At 53.2% G+C, this 16060-nt stretch carries 14 protein-coding genes and 1 tRNA gene; 5 read left to right on the top strand and 10 right to left on the bottom strand.

Annotated elements, in window-relative coordinates; genetic code table 11:
• Positions 1-7: 7 nt before the first annotated feature.
• Positions 8-92 (bottom strand) — tRNA-Ser (locus tag ROJ03_RS07825).
• Between the two features lie 168 nt (positions 93-260).
• On the opposite strand from ROJ03_RS07825, the gene ROJ03_RS07820 reads away from it, so the two are divergent.
• Positions 261-1667 (top strand): M28 family peptidase, encoded by a 1407-nt coding sequence (locus tag ROJ03_RS07820; RefSeq protein WP_313726463.1) that lies wholly within the window; start codon positions 261-263, stop codon positions 1665-1667.
• Here ROJ03_RS07820 and ROJ03_RS07815 read toward each other — a convergent pair.
• From ROJ03_RS07815 to ROJ03_RS07805, 3 genes are read right to left on the bottom strand one after another with little or no spacing between them, the layout of a single operon-like run.
• Positions 1657-2253 carry a YigZ family protein gene (locus ROJ03_RS07815; protein ID WP_313726461.1) on the bottom strand — a complete coding sequence of 199 codons (597 nt, stop codon included), beginning with the start codon at positions 2251-2253 and terminating at the stop codon, positions 1657-1659. The genes ROJ03_RS07820 and ROJ03_RS07815 overlap by 11 nt on opposite strands.
• A 1-nt stretch (position 2254) precedes the next feature.
• A complete protein-coding gene (locus tag ROJ03_RS07810; protein WP_313726460.1) occupies positions 2255-3178 on the bottom strand; it encodes an aldo/keto reductase in 924 nt (307 codons plus the stop codon).
• Entirely contained in the window at positions 3165-4097 is a 933-nt protein-coding gene (locus ROJ03_RS07805; protein WP_313726459.1) for an 8-oxo-dGTP diphosphatase, read from the bottom strand. Before ROJ03_RS07805 ends, ROJ03_RS07810 begins: the two co-directional genes overlap by 14 nt.
• 128 nt (positions 4098-4225) lie before the next feature.
• Here ROJ03_RS07805 and deoC point away from each other — a divergent pair, with 128 nt between their 5' ends.
• The 3 genes from deoC (at position 4226) to ROJ03_RS07790 (ending at position 7473) form a co-directional block, all read left to right on the top strand.
• Positions 4226-4891, top strand: a complete 666-nt coding sequence (deoC, locus tag ROJ03_RS07800; RefSeq protein ID WP_313726458.1) for a deoxyribose-phosphate aldolase — start codon at positions 4226-4228, stop codon at positions 4889-4891.
• Positions 4878-6020 carry a thymidine kinase gene (locus ROJ03_RS07795; RefSeq protein ID WP_313726457.1) on the top strand — a complete coding sequence of 381 codons (1143 nt, stop codon included), beginning with the start codon at positions 4878-4880 and terminating at the stop codon, positions 6018-6020. The genes deoC and ROJ03_RS07795 overlap by 14 nt, the downstream gene beginning before the upstream one ends.
• A gap of 91 nt (positions 6021-6111) precedes the next feature.
• On the top strand, positions 6112-7473 hold the full coding sequence (locus ROJ03_RS07790) for a glycoside hydrolase family 28 protein (protein ID WP_313726456.1): 1362 nt from the start codon (positions 6112-6114) through the stop codon (positions 7471-7473).
• An 85-nt stretch (positions 7474-7558) separates the two neighbouring features.
• On the opposite strand, the gene ROJ03_RS07785 is transcribed toward ROJ03_RS07790, so the two are convergent.
• From ROJ03_RS07785 to ROJ03_RS07765, 5 genes are all read right to left on the bottom strand, one after another.
• Entirely contained in the window at positions 7559-8662 is a 1104-nt protein-coding gene (locus tag ROJ03_RS07785) for an ABC transporter ATP-binding protein (protein WP_313726455.1), read from the bottom strand.
• A gap of 11 nt (positions 8663-8673) precedes the next feature.
• Complete coding sequence (locus ROJ03_RS07780; RefSeq protein ID WP_313726454.1) at positions 8674-10911, bottom strand: iron ABC transporter permease; 2238 nt, start codon at positions 10909-10911, stop codon at positions 8674-8676.
• A gap of 78 nt (positions 10912-10989) precedes the next feature.
• On the bottom strand, positions 10990-12069 hold the full coding sequence (locus ROJ03_RS07775; RefSeq protein ID WP_313726453.1) for an ABC transporter substrate-binding protein: 1080 nt from the start codon (positions 12067-12069) through the stop codon (positions 10990-10992).
• A gap of 115 nt (positions 12070-12184) precedes the next feature.
• A complete protein-coding gene (locus tag ROJ03_RS07770) occupies positions 12185-13042 on the bottom strand; it encodes a GNAT family N-acetyltransferase (RefSeq protein WP_313726452.1) in 858 nt (285 codons plus the stop codon).
• A 77-nt stretch (positions 13043-13119) separates the two neighbouring features.
• On the bottom strand, positions 13120-14082 hold the full coding sequence (locus ROJ03_RS07765) for a bifunctional 4-hydroxy-2-oxoglutarate aldolase/2-dehydro-3-deoxy-phosphogluconate aldolase (RefSeq protein WP_313726451.1): 963 nt from the start codon (positions 14080-14082) through the stop codon (positions 13120-13122).
• Between the two features lie 141 nt (positions 14083-14223).
• Here ROJ03_RS07765 and ROJ03_RS07760 point away from each other — a divergent pair, with 141 nt between their 5' ends.
• Positions 14224-15261 carry a sugar kinase gene (locus ROJ03_RS07760; RefSeq protein WP_313726450.1) on the top strand — a complete coding sequence of 346 codons (1038 nt, stop codon included), beginning with the start codon at positions 14224-14226 and terminating at the stop codon, positions 15259-15261.
• Between the two features lie 259 nt (positions 15262-15520).
• Here the strand turns inward: ROJ03_RS07760 and ROJ03_RS07755 are convergent.
• A partial coding sequence (locus ROJ03_RS07755) for a hypothetical protein (protein WP_313726449.1) occupies positions 15521-16060 on the bottom strand: 540 nt, incomplete at its 5' end.

The following is a 16060-nucleotide window of genomic DNA, read 5'->3' as shown; positions in this document are numbered from 1 at the left end:
GAAAGGACGGAGAGAGGGGGATTCGAACCCTCGGAGACTTGCGCCTCAACAGTTTTCAAGACTGCCTCCTTCGACCGCTCGGACATCTCTCCATAATAATAATCATGGCAAAAGGCTATGCGATTTTCAGGTTGCTTAGCTACCAATCGGGTTTCCACTATATTGAGTGACTCAAACTTTGTCAAGCTACTTTAGGATGAAAGAATCCCTGCTCACTATTTCTTGACAGTGCAACCCTATCTCGGCATCATTGAGCAAGCATGAGGATCCCTAAATTTTTCCAGCGGAAGAAAAACCCTCCCCCCCTCGTCATTGAGGAAAGCGGGCAGAAAAAACAAAAACTTGACACCTTGAAGGCAGGCAAGCTTGCTTCCTTGGCTCTGGAACTCACCTCTTCGCTTATCAACGAATTTGGCCCAAGGGTTGCAGGAACCAAGGCGAGCAGGGAGAGCGCCTCAAAGCTTGAAGGGCATCTGAAGAACTATTGCGACAGTACTGCGTATCAGGAATTTTCCATGCATGACCGAGCCTATACCCTCTGGATACAGCTCATGGTAGGGGTCTATCCTGCAATACTCTTGCTGCTCTGGTTTGGCCTGCCCCTTTTGGGAACACTGTCCTACCTGTTGTTCTGCCTCTATGTGGGAAGGGAGTACCTCCTCTTCAAGCCAATAGGGGAAAAACATACCCCTTCCACTACCGGAGCAAATGTCCATGGGTGCATCGAACCGGAAAAGGAGGTTTTGCATACGGTGATCTTCAGCGGCCACCATGACAGTGCAAGGCTCTATCGGTACAACAAGCTCGACCGGAATACCTATCTGAAGAAGGTCTTCCTTCCCTTCCTGCTCTTTTTCCTTCTTGGCTTCTCCTCGATCCTGCAGCTGACCACAGAAGTGCTGAGCTTGCGCCTCTTTGTCGTGAACATGCCGCCTCTGCCCAACCTGATCCTCAATGCCCTGCTCACCTTGTGCATACCGCTCTTGTTTCCCTTGCGCAATTTTGTCCTTGAAGAGGGTTCTCCTGGAGCTGGGGACAACCTAATCTCCTCTGCCATGTGCGTTGAGTTGGCAAGGTTCTTCGACTGGAAGAGAAAGTGCGGATCTCCCCTCCAGCACACCCGTCTGGTTTTCTGTTCATTCGACGGGGAAGAGGTGGGGCTCAGGGGTTCAAGGGTGTGGTTTGACCAGAACCTGGTCCTGCTCGAGGACCCCATCCAGCTCAACTTTGATTCCCCCTACTATGAGGATGAGCTGACCTTTCTTGAACGTGACGTGAACGGGTTGCAGAGCCTCTCTTCTCCCCTTGCAAGGCGTTGTGTGAATATAGCCAAAAGCATGGGGTATCGTGCAAGCAGCACCTCCATCCCCCTCTTTGCCGGTGGGACAGATGCCGCATCAGGTGCAAGGTGCGGTGTTGAAGCTACCACCCTTACAGCTGTGGCCTGGGATGACCGTACCCGTCCAGCGGTCTACCACACAAGCGATGATGTGGTTTCAGCGATCGAGACGAAGGCTGTCGAGCATGCCATCTCCATAGCCATCCGGCTTGTGGAGCTTGTGGACAGTGACCAGCTGTATGAAGAGTCCGAGACCATACTCAAAGAATCCAAGAGAGATGATGGGGATGGGCCTGACCTACAGTTCAGCAAGTTCTCTATTCGGTGAAAACCACCTGGGCCCTGCCATTCGACAGCTCGGTTATCCCCATCTCCACAGCAAGCTTCCTTGCAGTTGCAAGGGTGCCTGTAAGGGTAACCTCCGTGGCGAACTGTTCGTCCCCAATAGTAGCATCTGATGCTATGAGTATCTTTTTTATGGGTTCATATAGGTTGTAGGATGTCGTTATGGAGAAACTGCACTTCTCGATAAGCTCTTCGGTCCTGAGGATTTCCAAAACACCCTTGGCACTCTCTCCATAGGCCTTCACCAGACCACCGGTACCTAGAAGGGTCCCTCCAAAGTACCGGACGATGAGGATTGCCACATTGGTGATACCGCTTCCCTTGAGCACCTCCAGGGCAGGCCTTCCCGCGGTGTTCTTTGGTTCACGGTCGTCACTGTAGCTGAATTCATCCCCATGCTCTCCCACTACCGCAGCATGAACCACATGGTTTGCCCCTGGGTGTTCACTCTTCAGTTGGGCGACCAAGGCCTTCACTTGGGACAAGGAGGTGCAGGGGAGTGCGAAAGCCAAAAACTTGGACTTCCTGGCTTCCATCTCAAATTCTGCCCTCTCCAAAGGAATTCTCATACTACCACCTATGCCCGAACAGGTTGTCCTGCCCGGGGGGAGCCGTCATGGCCAGCAGTCTTGCCCCCTCATCCAATTCGGCGAGCTCTCCTTCACTGAGATCGACATCAGATGCCGAGAGGTTCTCCAGAAGCTGGCCTTTGTTCCGTGCACCGATAAGCAGGGTTCCAAACCCTTGGCTTCTGGCCCATGCAAGGGCTGTCTGTGCCACTGTGAGGTGATGGGCTTCACTACACTTGTGCAGTATAGCATAAAGATCGCAGTATGCTGGATAGGAGGCGTCCTTGAAGACATAGATGTTGGCCCTCCCATCATCAGGAGCGTGGAGATGGGAGCCATTGAGCAGTCCCAGTCCCAAAGGGCTGTAGCCCACCAAACCAATCTCTTTGCTGGTGCAGTAGGTGCGCATTGCATCAAGGCCTTTGGTCCACAAGAGCGAGCATGGCATCTGTACATAGGAGATGGGGTAGTCGGATAGGGATGCGAGTAGCGGAAGGGGGAAGTTGCTCAGGCCCAAAGCCTTTACCAGGCCTCCAGCCTTGAGCTCTGCCATCGCATCGAGGATGGGTTTTAGGGCGACTGAGCTGCTGGGCCAGTGGAGGTAGAGGATGTCCAGGTAGGAGAGGCAGAGCCTGTCCAGGCTTTTCTGGACATCCTTCCTGACCAAGGCAGGGCCCTTGGGCATGATCTTTGAGGTGATGGTCAGCTCTTCCCTTCCAATGGTGTGGCTGAACCGTTTTATCTGCTGGCCGAGGATCTGTTCGCTTTTGCCATTGGCATAGGTTGCAGCGGTATCGAAGTGGCGGATGTTGCTACGAAGGGCTGCATGGAGAACCTGTAGGGAGTCCGATCGTTCCTGGTTTTCCCAAAAGCCGAAGGACCCCCCGAACTGCCAGCAACCGAGAGCTATCTCACTCTTGATCATCTTCCTCAATGGTAACAAGCTTGTCGAGCATCTTCTGGTCATCGAAAATGAAGGAACCTTCAAATTTCTTGCCTTCGAGTGCCAACGGTAGCCAGTAGAGGTCATCCTCCCACATCCTGTCGTAGGGGATATCTGCTACAGGGCACCAGAAGGGACGGGCCTCTTCGGTCTCCTTGGGCTCCCCGCTATAGGAGTGGGCAAAAAAGACATAGCCACGTTCCGACAGGCCATCCTTGAACTGGAAGTTGAGTTTTCCGACCAGCTTCGGGTCGTGGATCTCAAGGTCGGTCTCTTCCTTGAACTCCCTGATAGCCGCTTCGGTTGCTGTCTCGGCAATTTCAATATGGCCGCCAGGGGCATTCACCAGACCCGATCCCATGCCGGTCTTCTTGTCGATGAGCAGTACCTGGTCCCCGTCGAAGAGGTAGGTGATGACACAGACTTCCTTGGCTTCCCAGCTGTCCCAATCGATTTCGCCCACAGTATCAGGGACGACCATCGGGACACTTTCGTCCACAACGACGGCTGCCTTGGGTTTCTTTGCAGCTTCAGAGGCGGCCTCTTCAGGGTGTGCTTTTGCATAGCAGTCGGGGCAGAGGTTGTCGTCGTGGCCGATGATGTGGTTGAAATCCAGCTTTGAGTTGCACTCAACACAACGGAGCCTGAAGGGAAGGGCCTTCTTCCTGAAGATATAGAAAAGCCCGACACAGACGGCCAGCAAGAGCCATGCAAGGTTGTGGTTGAGCTCCCTGGAGAGGATGGTCACTACCCCTACCTCAAAGACAAGCAGGATGGCGGCTAGGTAGATGGTGGCAAACCGTTTTTTTTCGGTACGGGGAATTTTTCTTTGAGTGAAATTCACCAACAGGATGGCAATCAATGCCCACGTATAGTACTTTTCTATTGCTTCTAAAATCATGTGCTTTAGGGTATAGTGCTCTGACCCCTTCGTCAAGCTTTTGCCAATCGCTCTATTTGCACAATTCCGTTGATAGGGATAGGGATTTGGAGTAAGCTAACCATGTACCTTAAGCATTGGAGGTTGCCATGATAGTTGAGGATATCGCCAAGTATATCGACCATACGGTTCTCGCAGCGAACGCCACCCGTGAGAAAATTGAGCAGATTTGCAAAGAGGCCCAGCAGTGGCATTTTGCATCGGTTTGTGTAAACAGTTGTTGGGTTCCGCTTTGTGCCAAGATCTTGGCAAAGAGTGATGTGAAGGTGTGTTCGGTTGTAGGGTTCCCTCTTGGGGCCATGGCTACGGAGAGCAAGGCCTTTGAGGCGAAGCGTGCTGTTACCGATGGTGCTGATGAGATAGACATGGTCATCAACGTAGGATGGTTGAAGAACCATGATGACGATCTGGTATTGGACGATATAGCCAAGGTAAAGCAGGCTTGTGGGAAGAAGACCCTGAAGGTCATCATCGAGGCATGTCTGCTCACTGACGAACAGAAGGCCCGTGCCTGCCGTCTTGCAAAGACAGCAGGGGCTGATTTTGTGAAGACTTCCACAGGTTTCTCCACAGGTGGGGCAAAGGTGGAAGATATCCGCATCATGCGCAAGGCTGTCGGCCCGGAGCTTGGGGTCAAGGCCTCAGGCGGGATCCATACCTACGAACAGGCGAAGGCCATGGTCGAAGCAGGCGCAACAAGGATCGGTGCCTCCAGCGGAATTGCCATCGTAGAGGGGCAGAATGGCGCGAACTGACCAGCAAGCTGAGGGAAAGGATTTTCTCAAAAGCCTTGGATTTCCCACGATTGATGTCCATGATACGTTTTCCCACTTTGACTTTACCCTACCCGGACGCAGGGTCCTTCTCATAGGACCCATGGGTTCGGGCAAGACCGAGTTTGCAGCCAGGGTTTGGCGTGATGCCGCCATAGCCCAGAAGAAAGGGGAGAAGGTCCGCTTTCTTACCAGCAGCGGTGACGTCGACAGGAGGAAGGTCTTCTTCATCCGCAGCGAGATCGACGGAGCCAGGTTCAGCGAATACCCTGAGGATGCCCTCTGCTATCGCAGCGGCTATGTAAGCTGCGGAACCAACATCGCAAGGATCCGCGACTCCTTTGGCCTTGAGCAGGTGCTTGCAGACAACCCGACGGTGGGGACCTTCATCATTGACGAGGCATCCTTTTTCGACGAAAGGCTTGCATATGTGGTGCGTAACCATAGCTATGAGCGTGGGGTCATGTTCATTTTCCCCACCCTGATCCTCAATTTTCGGCGGGACCTCTTCAATTCGACCGCCCGCCTGATGCTCGACATCGCAACCGATGTAATCCCCCTAACTGCCTACTGTGAGCATCCTGACTGCATGAAGGATGCCTTCTATACCTACCGCTACTACCAGGTCGATGGCCAGGAGTGCCCTGCCCTCTACTTCGATCCTTTGATCATTGTGGGAGGGGATGCCTTCAAGACCAGCACCCTGGAACCCAACTATGCCGCCAGGTGTGACGAGCACCACTACCTCCCTGGCAAGGAGTATACCTTCTTCCACCTCAAGCCTCTTGGCGAACAGGCGGCAAGGGGAGACGAGAAACCCTTGCGCAAGGAACTCGATGCCCTCAAGCATGATATGGAACGCTCCATGCTCTATAGCAATATCCAGGGTAGGTATGCAGGCAAGCAGGATGAGGCGATATTCTTCAACTCCCTGAAGCCGGCAAACATTGCAGAGAAGGCCCTGATCTTCCTGTTTTGCGAGCACAACCTCATCCCCGAAGAACTGTTGCTGAGGCTTGTCGATGACCTCGAGCTCGACAGGTCCTACATGGAAAAAGTTCTTGCCGACAACAAACGCCCAGTATCATTCGAACAATCATTCCTCTTTTAAGCCTGTACAGTACAAAAACAGGACAGCAAAGAATCTTGCCCCGCCTAGGGGCAGGGTTCATCATGGATGGTGAATAGAGGGGGAATGTCTGATGCAATATCATGTGAAGAGTTTCGGTGGTGTCGGTGACGGCCTGTTTGACAATAGCACAAGTTTCGCTCTTGCCTTCAAGGCGTTGCAGCCTGGGGATACCCTGGTTGTCGATGAAGGGGTATGGCTAACCGGCCCGCTCACCCTGAAGGGAAGCAACCTTACCTTGCGTCTTGAAGCCGGTGCAAGGATCCTGTTCAGCAATGATGAACGGCACTATGAACCTGTGCTTTCACGATGGGAAGGGGTAAACTGTTACTGCATGCAACCCTGCCTCTCTGTCGTGGACTCACAGTACATCCGCATTACGGGGACCGGCACCCTGGATGGGAATGGGCAGTCTTGGTGGGATGCCTCCCGCTATAAGCGAGAGTTTCAGACTTCACCCGTAACTGAGATGGAGAAACGCCTTGCCTCACTCAATCCAGGGTATGAAGACCAGAGTGGTGGAGGAGGCGGAAGACAGTCCCAATTTCTGCGCCCCCCTCTTTTGCAGATACGAAACTCTGCCTCGGTGATCGTGGAAGACATTACGATAACCAACAGTCCGTTCTGGACGGTGCACCCTCTCTACTCAAAGGACCTGGCCTTCAGGAACCTCAAGATCTACAACCCCAAGGATGCACCCAATACCGATGGCATCGATGTGGATTCCTGTCAGAAAGTCTTCATCACCGGCTGCCTCATCGATGTCGGCGATGATGGCATTGCCCTGAAAAGTGGAAGTGGACCTGATGGCATCAAGACCAATATCCCTACCAATGATATCCTCATAACACATTGTACGGTCAAGAATGCACATGGAGGAGCTGTTGTAGGCAGTGAAACAGCAGCGGGCATCTTCGATGTGAAGGTCTCTGATTGCCTGTTTGACGGAACCGATAGAGGGGTAAGGATCAAGACACGGAGAGGAAGGGGTGGAGCCTTGCGCAACCTGGTCTTCTCCAACATACGGATGGAGGACAACCTCTGCCCGCTCACGCTGAACATGTACTACCGCTGTGGTTCAAACGACGACGAGAACTTCTCCCTGGAGAAGCTGCCGATCCTATCCACCACCCCAAGCATCGCTGATGTGGTCATACGCGATTGTGTTGCCACAGGGTGTAGGGCATCGGCAGCCTTCATTGTGGGGCTTCCGGAGGAGCCCATCAGAAACCTGAGCATTGAGAACTGCTCCTTTTCCCTTGCCGAAAAGGATCTGGTACCTGTTTCCGAGAGTGAGATGTATCAAGGTCTTCCTGAACCTGATGGAAGGGGCCTACGGTTGAGGAACGTCCAGGTAGAGGTAAAGAATGTAAAGGTCGGTAATGCAGGCAAGGACCTGCTCATCGAAGAGGGTGTAGAGATCGGGCGGGTCTAGCAGCTTCACATACAACTACCTGTTTCCCTAGAGAACAAGGCTGCCTTTCGGGGCAGCCTTGTCTGTAGTGTGCACATTGGGTCTTCTATTTTTCGTCTTTGTTGAGCAACCTGACACGGTCAGGGGCAAAATCGATGGAGACTGCAGAACCCTCCGGGTATACCTTTTTTGCATGTGGGTCGTCGATCTGGACCAGGACCTCACCAAAGGAGGTATGGATAAAGGATTCTAGGCTATTGCCGAGGTAGACGTTCATGCGGACCTTTCCCTCGATGTGGCCAGAACCGGGTTCGACCAGCCTCAAGGATTCAGGCCTGGCCATCAGGACAGCTTCCTCCCCGACCACCACATTGTCCCCAGCCTGGCTTACCATCGCCTCTTTGCCACCCAGCTCACAAACCCACTTCTCCTCGTCCTTTGCCTTCACCAGGACAGGGAAGAAGGTTGCCTTGCCGACAAAGCCTGCGACAAAACGTGAGTTTGGCCTCTCATAGATCTCAGAGGGGGGCCCTATCTGGCGGATATGGCCATCCTTCATGACCACAACCCGGTCGGAGAGGCTCATCGCCTCAACCCGGTCATGGGTGACGTAGACTGCCGTGATGCCAAGGTCCTTCTGTATCTTGCGGATCTCCACCCGCATCTGTTCGCGTAGCAGTGCATCGAGGTTTGAGAGCGGTTCATCAAGGAGCAGTACCGATGGGGTCACGATGAGGCTTCTGGCCAGTGCCACACGCTGCTGCTGCCCTCCGGAGAGCTTGGATGGGGCACGGTCCCCATAGTCTGCAAGCCCGACCATGGCCAGGGTCTCGTTGACCCTCTCCTTGATCTGTTCTGCTGGGACCTTACGGAGCTTCAGCCCATATGCCACGTTATCGAAGACAGTCATGTGGGGAAACAGCCCATAGCTTTGGAACATGGTAGCTGTGTCCCGCTTGTTCGGGGGCATCATGGTGACCTCTTCATTGCCGATGAAGATCTTACCTGTCGAAGGCAGTTCAAAGCCTGCGATCATCCTCAGTGTGGTGGTTTTCCCACACCCTGAAGGGCCGAGCAAGGTTACCAATTCCCCTGGCGCTATCACCAGGTTCGCCTCGTTTACTGCAATGACATCCGATTTGCCTTTCACATTCTTGAACTTCTTGGTCACTTGCTCAAGCGTTACTGATACACTCTTTTTTTCCATCATGAAATACCACCTTAGCGGGTAGAAATAGTTTTTTGGGTGAGCTTGTCATCCTTTACCAGCACCTGCATCAAAGCCCATACAAAGAGCACGATGAAGATGAGGATGGTTGACAAGACGCTGGCAAGACCGAACCTGAGGTTTTCCGAGAAGTTGAAGATGAGGACGGTCAAATGGTTCCAACGGGCTGATATGAGGAAGATGATGGCGCTGACTGCTGTCATCGAGCGTACGAATGTATAGGACATGCTCGATAGGAAAGCGGGGCGGACCAACGGCAGGACGATGGTCCTGAATACGGTGGGCACGTCAGCTCCCAGGTCTGCTGCCGACTCCTCAATTGCCGGGTCGATCTGGTGAAGGGCCGTAATGCCATTCTCCACGCCAACAGGCAACTCGCGTATGACGTAGTTGATGACGATGATGGCGCCGGTACCAACCAACAGAAGGGGTGGCTTGTTGAAAGCCAGGATGTAGCTGATACCTATCAACGTCCCTGGAATTGCATAGGGAGTCATGATCAGAGTCTCCAGGATCCGTTTGCCAGGGAACTTCTTCCTGACGATGAGCATCGCCGTAAGCATCGCCAACAGGCCAGCGGTGGGGGTTGCTATCGCAGCAAGGGTGACCGTGTCACGGATGGATGTCCAGCCACGGGAGAGTGCCTCACCCCAGTTGGCGAGGGTAAAGGAGTAGTCGATGCCCCAGTTCACCACAAAGCATCCTGCAACGATGGTGAGGTAGAGGGCGACTATGAAGCCGATGAAGGCCCAGGAGATTGTCTCCAGGGTGAGCCGTACCGGCTTGCTGGTAAGCTCGGTAAGGTTTGTGGAGGGCTTTCCTGTAACTGTCACATAGCTCTTCTTCGCAACCCATTGGCGTTGGATGAGGAAGGCTGTGAGGGTAGGCATCAACAGCAAAAAGGAGAGGGCAGACCCTGCCCCAAGGTTGCTGCGTCCTGTCACCAGCATATAGGCTTCGGTCGAGAGGACCCGGTAGTCTCCGCTGAGCAGCAGGGGGTTTGCAAAGTCCGCCAGGGAGTTGGTGAAGACCAAAAGCCAGGCAGATACGATGCCAGGAGCCGAAAGGGGAAGGGTGATAGCCTTGAAGGTCTGCCACCGGGTAGCACTCAAGTCGAGCGAGGCATCCTCGACTGTCGAGTCTATCTGCCTGAGGACCCCGCTTATCGTCATGAAGGCGATGGGGAACATGCCGATGACCTCTACGAGGGTAAGGCCGGCTAGGCCGTAGATCGAGGTGTTCAGGTGCAACAGCTGCTTTGAGATGAGCCCGTTGTTTCCAAACAGCAGGATGATCGAGAGGCTTAGGGAGAAGGGAGGGGAGATGACCGGCATGGTGGCCAGGATACTCATCACCCGCTTGTGTTTGAAGGAGGTCCTTTCGATGAGGAAGGCGAACATGAAGCCCACAATGGTGGAGATGGTCGCCGTCAGCACGCCAAGGCGTAACGATCCCCAGAGGGCCACAAGATAGGTTGGTGAGAGGGTCTCCTTCCAGGTCTGGAGGGAGAAGACCCCATCCTTGATGAAGGAGAGCCTTATCGCCTCCAGAAGCGGGTAGGCGATAAAGACCAGCACAATGCCGAAGAGGGTAAGTACCATGAAGCCTGTCATGGGGTCTCTGGTAAAGGATATGACCAGCATGATGCCCAGAAAGATCACTGCAGCGGCAATGAACAGGGTTCTGAGCAGGTTTACGTACCCTGTGGCTGTGCTGTTGGGGACGAGGATCATGATCGCCCCATTCGCCTGATAGCCGTTTGCATCGATGACCGGTACGAAATAGGCCTGGGATGCTATGGCCTCATTGCTGTGTATGTCAGGGTCAAGGCTGAAGTCAGCCTTGTAGGAGCCCGAGAGTTTCATGGGTTCGAGGTAGTAGACACTCTCCATTGCCTTCTTGAACTCTGGGCTGTTCTTGTTTTCATTCCAAAGCTTGAGGTTTGTCTCTGACCCTGAGGAAGGGACGAACAGGCCTTGGCTCTCATCAAAGGTGAAGTAATAGGCACGAGCACCGGCGATGATACTCTTTACTGTAGGGATCCACTGCTCATAGGCCTGAGCGGTCTCTTCCTCAGGAGCTGTCTGGGCAAAGAGAGCTATCTCATTGAAGTTTCGTAGCTCTTCATAGGTCCTGAAGTTTGCAGAGAGGGTGTTGAACATCCATAGGTCCAGCGAGAGGAATAGCAAGGCAGCAAAGCAGAACTGAATTATACGTTTTTTTGTAAACATCTAGTCTGTCCGTTATTAAGACGCACCCTGCAAGGGTAGCCTGCAGGGTGGTGTGAAAGCTAGAATTACCAAAGGTAATTATCTCTTGTTGCCAATTTCATTGGTCCAGCGATCGAGCAGGCGGGTCTTGTTTACGGTATTCCCGTCCCAAGCCATATCCTGCACAACGGTCTTGATGTCACTGATGGCCAGTGCATCTGGATGCTTGGCAGCACCGTCTGCTACAAGGACGACATACCATTCGGTGAAGGTTGTCTGGGCCTTGGGGCTGGAAAGTACCCAGTCATAGAGCTTTTTGGCGTTGACACTGTCCTTGCCGCCAGCGACGAGGGACATGGAAGCCAACTCATAGCCGGTTCCTTCGGAAGGGGCGGTGATGACGATCGGCGAGCCTGCTGCCTTGAGCTTTACCTGGTCGTGAGCATAGCCGATAGCTATGGGGATCTCGCCAGTTGCTACGCTCTTGCCAGGGGCAGAGCCGCTCTTTGCGTATTGGTCGATGTTCTTGTCCAGGGCCTTCATGTACTCGATCATCTTGTCTTCGGTACCGTAGATGTCCAGGATGGTGGTCAGCACGTTGTAGGAAGTACCTGAGGCATTGGGGTTGGCCATGCGGATGTAACCCTTGTACTGGGGCTTGAGAAGGTCGGCCCAGCTGTGGGGAACTTCAAGACCAAGTTCCTTTGCCCTCTCTGTGTTGGTGACAAAGGTAAGGGGTCCTACATAGAGGCCGATGTAGTAGTTGTCGGGATCTCTGAACGCTGTAGGGGTCTTGGTCGCATAGCGGCTGATGTATGGGGTGGTCAGGTTTTTGCTCTTGGCTGTGATGTGGTCAAGACCTACGCCACCAACCCAGATTGATGCCTGGGGATTGGAAGCTTCTGCTTCAAGACGGGCAACAGCCTCTCCACCGCTGAGGCGGACAAAGTTGACCTTGATTCCGGTTTCAGCCTCAAAGAGCTGGAACAGCTTTGCAGCAAGGGGTTCTTCAAGGGTGGTGTAGGCATTGACGCTACCTGAGCTTGCCGCGGGGGCAGCAACGGGAGCAGGGGCAGCTGCTGGTGCAGGTGCAGCAACAGTTGGCTCAGATGAACCCTGGGCGAACAGGGCAGGGACAAGAAGCAACATAACCATGAGAATAGCTAGTAATCTTTTCATCGTTTCCTCCAAAAGTGTATCTTTTCCCAGGAAGGAAAAAGTTGTGTGTAGGATAATGCTACCTCTGCCCTATGATGGCGTCAAGGAAAATAGGCGTCAAGCCAAAGTGTCTGTATTATGGCAAAATCAATCTATGGTAATCCACCCGGAATGCTATCTCGAAGCCCAAACTTGTATACAGATTGAAGGCTCTGGGGTTTTGTGAGTCAACCTCAAGCGAAATTTCCTCAACGGTGTCAAAAAATTTCTCCAGGGCAAGAACAAGCATCGCCTTCCCATGTCCCTTACCCCTGTGGTTTTCCTCGATCGCAATTGCGTAGAGCATGGTGAGCCCATTTTCCTCTTCACATTTCTGCAATATGCCGATGGGCTTCTCTTCAGAATAGTAGAGATATGCCTTCCTCGTTGGGGCATTCAACAGTTGCCCTACGAAGTCCATGGGTTCGTTCAGGAGCTCTGTTGCCGTTTTGTTGTAGAGGTCCAGATGCTCGGCACCTACTTCAATGAGCCTTCCGGCCATGGTGGTGGAGGGTCTTTTTTCTTGCCAATGATTTTTGGAAAGGGTCAGACGAAACTCTGTCCTGTCGATCAGGGGGTAGTGTTTTGCAAGGTAGGAGGTACCGCTCTTGCTTGCAGGCTCCACCTGGAAGAGCATCTGGGAGAAGGGAAGGGGCTTGTAGAGGTTCCTTGCTTCCTCGACCAGGAGGGAGAATCCCCCTTTTCCCCTATGCTGGGGATGGACAAAGGCATTGACCTCCACTTCTTCCCGGGAGGGGAAGAAGGTGGAGAGAAAGCCTATGAGTTTCTTCTGTTCATAGAGCAAAAAGAAACAGGGGATGGTTGGGTTGAAGTTCAGGCTGCTGGAGAGCATGGGCTCGTTTTCCAGCTTTTCGAAGGAAAAACAGACCTTCTGGAGGCTCTTTACCGCCCTCTTTTGTTCAGAACTCAGGGTACTGGTTTGTATGATAGTCATGAGGGAGATGATATAAGAGAGGGGCCAGCCCGTAAAGATACAGGCTGGCCCCTATTGCATTTCTTTCTGGACGGGCGTTATGCCTTGATGAGGTGGACAGCAAAGCCACTGAGTTCCTCATTGAGGTAACAGACCTTGATGATCCCCTTTGCATCGCGGGTTATGGTCTTGTCGTTTACCGTAAAGCCAAACTTGGCAAGGTAGACAAGGGTGCGCTCGATATCGAAGCAACGGAACCCGATATGGCCGTTCTTGCCTGGGAAGGGCTTGTGCAGCACCTCAATGAAGGGACTCATGAAGGTGGAGGAGGATCCCCGCTTGGTCGGCATGCCCAGGGCTGCAAAGCCACCGATGCTTTTCTCTGCCTCTTCTGCATTGGCGTTGTTGAGGCCCATGTGTGCGAACTCCAGGCCCTGGAGGGCTACGACAGCCTCACTGCAGAGCTTGGTGATGGCAGGCCAGTCTTCGTTCTCGATGAGATCGCCCTTGACCATCCATGAGCCGCCAATTGCCAGTACGTTGCTCTGCTTGGCATAGGAGGAGAGGTTGTCGAGGCTGATGCCACCGGTGGGCATGAACTTCAGTTGGGGAAAGGGGCCGGCGAAGTTCTTGAGCATCTCTACACCGCCAGAAGCTTCGGCGGGGAAGAACTTGAGGGTGGTAAGTCCACGGGCAAGGCCCTGCTCGATGTCACTGGGTGTGCAGACGCCGGGGACGATGGGGATGTTGTTCTCCAGGCACCAGTCTACGACAGTGGGGTTGAAGCCCGGGGAGACGATGAACTTGGCACCTGCTGCAACTGCCTTCTTGGCATAGTCGAGGTTGATGACTGTCCCGGCCCCTACCAGCATCTCGGGGTAGGCCTTGATGATGTTCTTGATGGCCTGTTCGGCTGCATCGGTACGGAAGGTAACCTCGGCACAGGGCAGTCCGCCCTCTATCATGGCTCCAGCCAAGCCTGCTGCCTTTGATGCGTCGTCGATCTTTACGACGGGCACGAGTCCGATGTCGTGAATCTGTGCAAACAATTTCTCATGCATAGGTATCGCTCCTTGTATTCATGTAAGGTTTCATTTATGAAACGTTGTTTCAAAATAATGTTGACATAGCTCAGCATACCCTCTATGATTCTAAATATCAAGAGAATAATGAATGTTCACAAAATATTTTAGGAGGAATGTATGGGTAAAAAATTTGTTACCTTTGGAGAGATCATGTTGAGGCTAAAGTCTCCTGGTCATGAGCGTTTCTTCCAGTCTCCCTCATTGGAAGCTACCTTCGGTGGTGGTGAGGCTAACGTAGCGGTATCGCTCGCTCTCTTAGGCAAGGATGCACAGTTTGTGACCGCCCTTCCCACCCATGCCATCGGTGAGGCAGCTCTCCGTGAGGTACGAAAATATGGGGTCGATGTCTCTGCCATCAAGCGGACCAAGGAAGGACGTGTCGGCATCTACTATTTGGAGACCGGTGCAAACCAGAGACCCAGCATGGTCGTCTACGACCGTGAGGGAAGCTCCATCGCCCTTGCAAAGCCCTCAGACTTTGACTTTGACGCAATCCTCGCCGATGCCCATTGGTTCCATGTCACTGGCATTACCCCGGCCATCAGCCAAAGCGCTGCCGACTCAACCCTTGAGGCGATGAAAGCCGCCAAGAAAGCCGGTGCAACCGTATCGGTGGACCTGAACTACCGCAAGAAGCTTTGGAACTATGGAAAGAGCGCCGTTGAAGTGATGCGCTCCCTTGCCAAGTATGCAGACGTCATCATCGCCAACGAAGAGGATATCCAGAAGTGCCTTGGGATCGAAGCCAAGGTGGATGTCACCAGCGGCGAGCTTGAGCTCTCTGTCTATGAGGAACTTACAGCGGAAGTGAAACGCCAGTTCCCCAACATCAGCGTGGTGAACGTTACCCTCAGAGAGAGCAAGAGCGCCGACCATAACGGCTGGCGAGCTGCCATCAACGGCAAGAGTGGTTTCTATGTATCCAAGTACTATGAGATCACAGACATCATCGATCGTGTCGGTGGAGGGGACTCCTTCTCCGCAGGCATCATCTACGCCTTGAGCGAGTATCCGGATGATGAGCAGTATGCGATCGACTTCGCAGTAGCCGCCTCTGCCCTGAAGCACTCCATCGGTGGAGACTTCAACCTCAGCCTCAAGAGTGAGGTCGAGGCCCTGTGCAAGGGTGATGGAAGCGGAAGAGTCCAGCGCTAGGCACCCGATACGCTAGCATAGTAGTACTACAACAGGCTGTTGTTCTTCCCACAAAAGGGAGATCGACAGCCTGTATTCATGTTCTCATAGGAGACATATGGTAGTGCGTTTGTCTGACTCGCCAGGATATGGGCAGAGCTGAACATTTCCCATAAGGCCTCTGGTAATTGCCACTATGGAGAGCCGCTGCAGGGACAAACAAAAACCTCCCGGTTAGGAGGTTCTTGTGGACAGGCAAGCTTGTATGGTGTTGGTTGGATTAGTTTGCCGTGAAGGTGAAGGTTACCGTGCCGGTATGTGCACCAGATACTGCTGCAGCATAGGTGGGGGCATCCACATTGAGGGTGATGGGTATCGATTTGCCGGTAAGGCCGGTAAGGCCGCTTACGCTATCGACATACGAACCAGTGACGGTGGCAGCAAGAGCCCCTTTGGTAGCTACAGTCTGGTCGCCGCAGACAACGGTGTAGTCGATATAGGAAGTAGCAGTCCCATCGGTGTTGATCATCGGTGTTGCGGCCATAGTTACCTTGTACCCAACACGCTTGTTGGAAAGGGTGGTCATATAGGCAACAGTTCCCTGATCCCCACTGGCAGAAACACTCTTTGAGGTAAAATCGCCAGCAGCTGTGTAAGCAGCGACGGTGTTTCCACCAATGGAGCTAGCAGAGACCTTCATGTCCCCTCTCTCAGCTATCGAGGTTGTGACGGTAAAGCTGTCATCAACAGCAAAGATGGTGGTCGAAGCGATGAGCAGGATCAGAAGGGTTGCAATGGTTGTCTTTTTCATGAAGGTTTC

The organism is Sphaerochaeta sp. PS (assembly GCF_032144095.1).
GTDB lineage: Bacteria > Spirochaetota > Spirochaetia > Sphaerochaetales > Sphaerochaetaceae > Sphaerochaeta.
The sequence above is the reverse complement of the archived record's forward strand: the minus strand, read 5'-3'. Positions and strand labels throughout refer to the sequence as shown.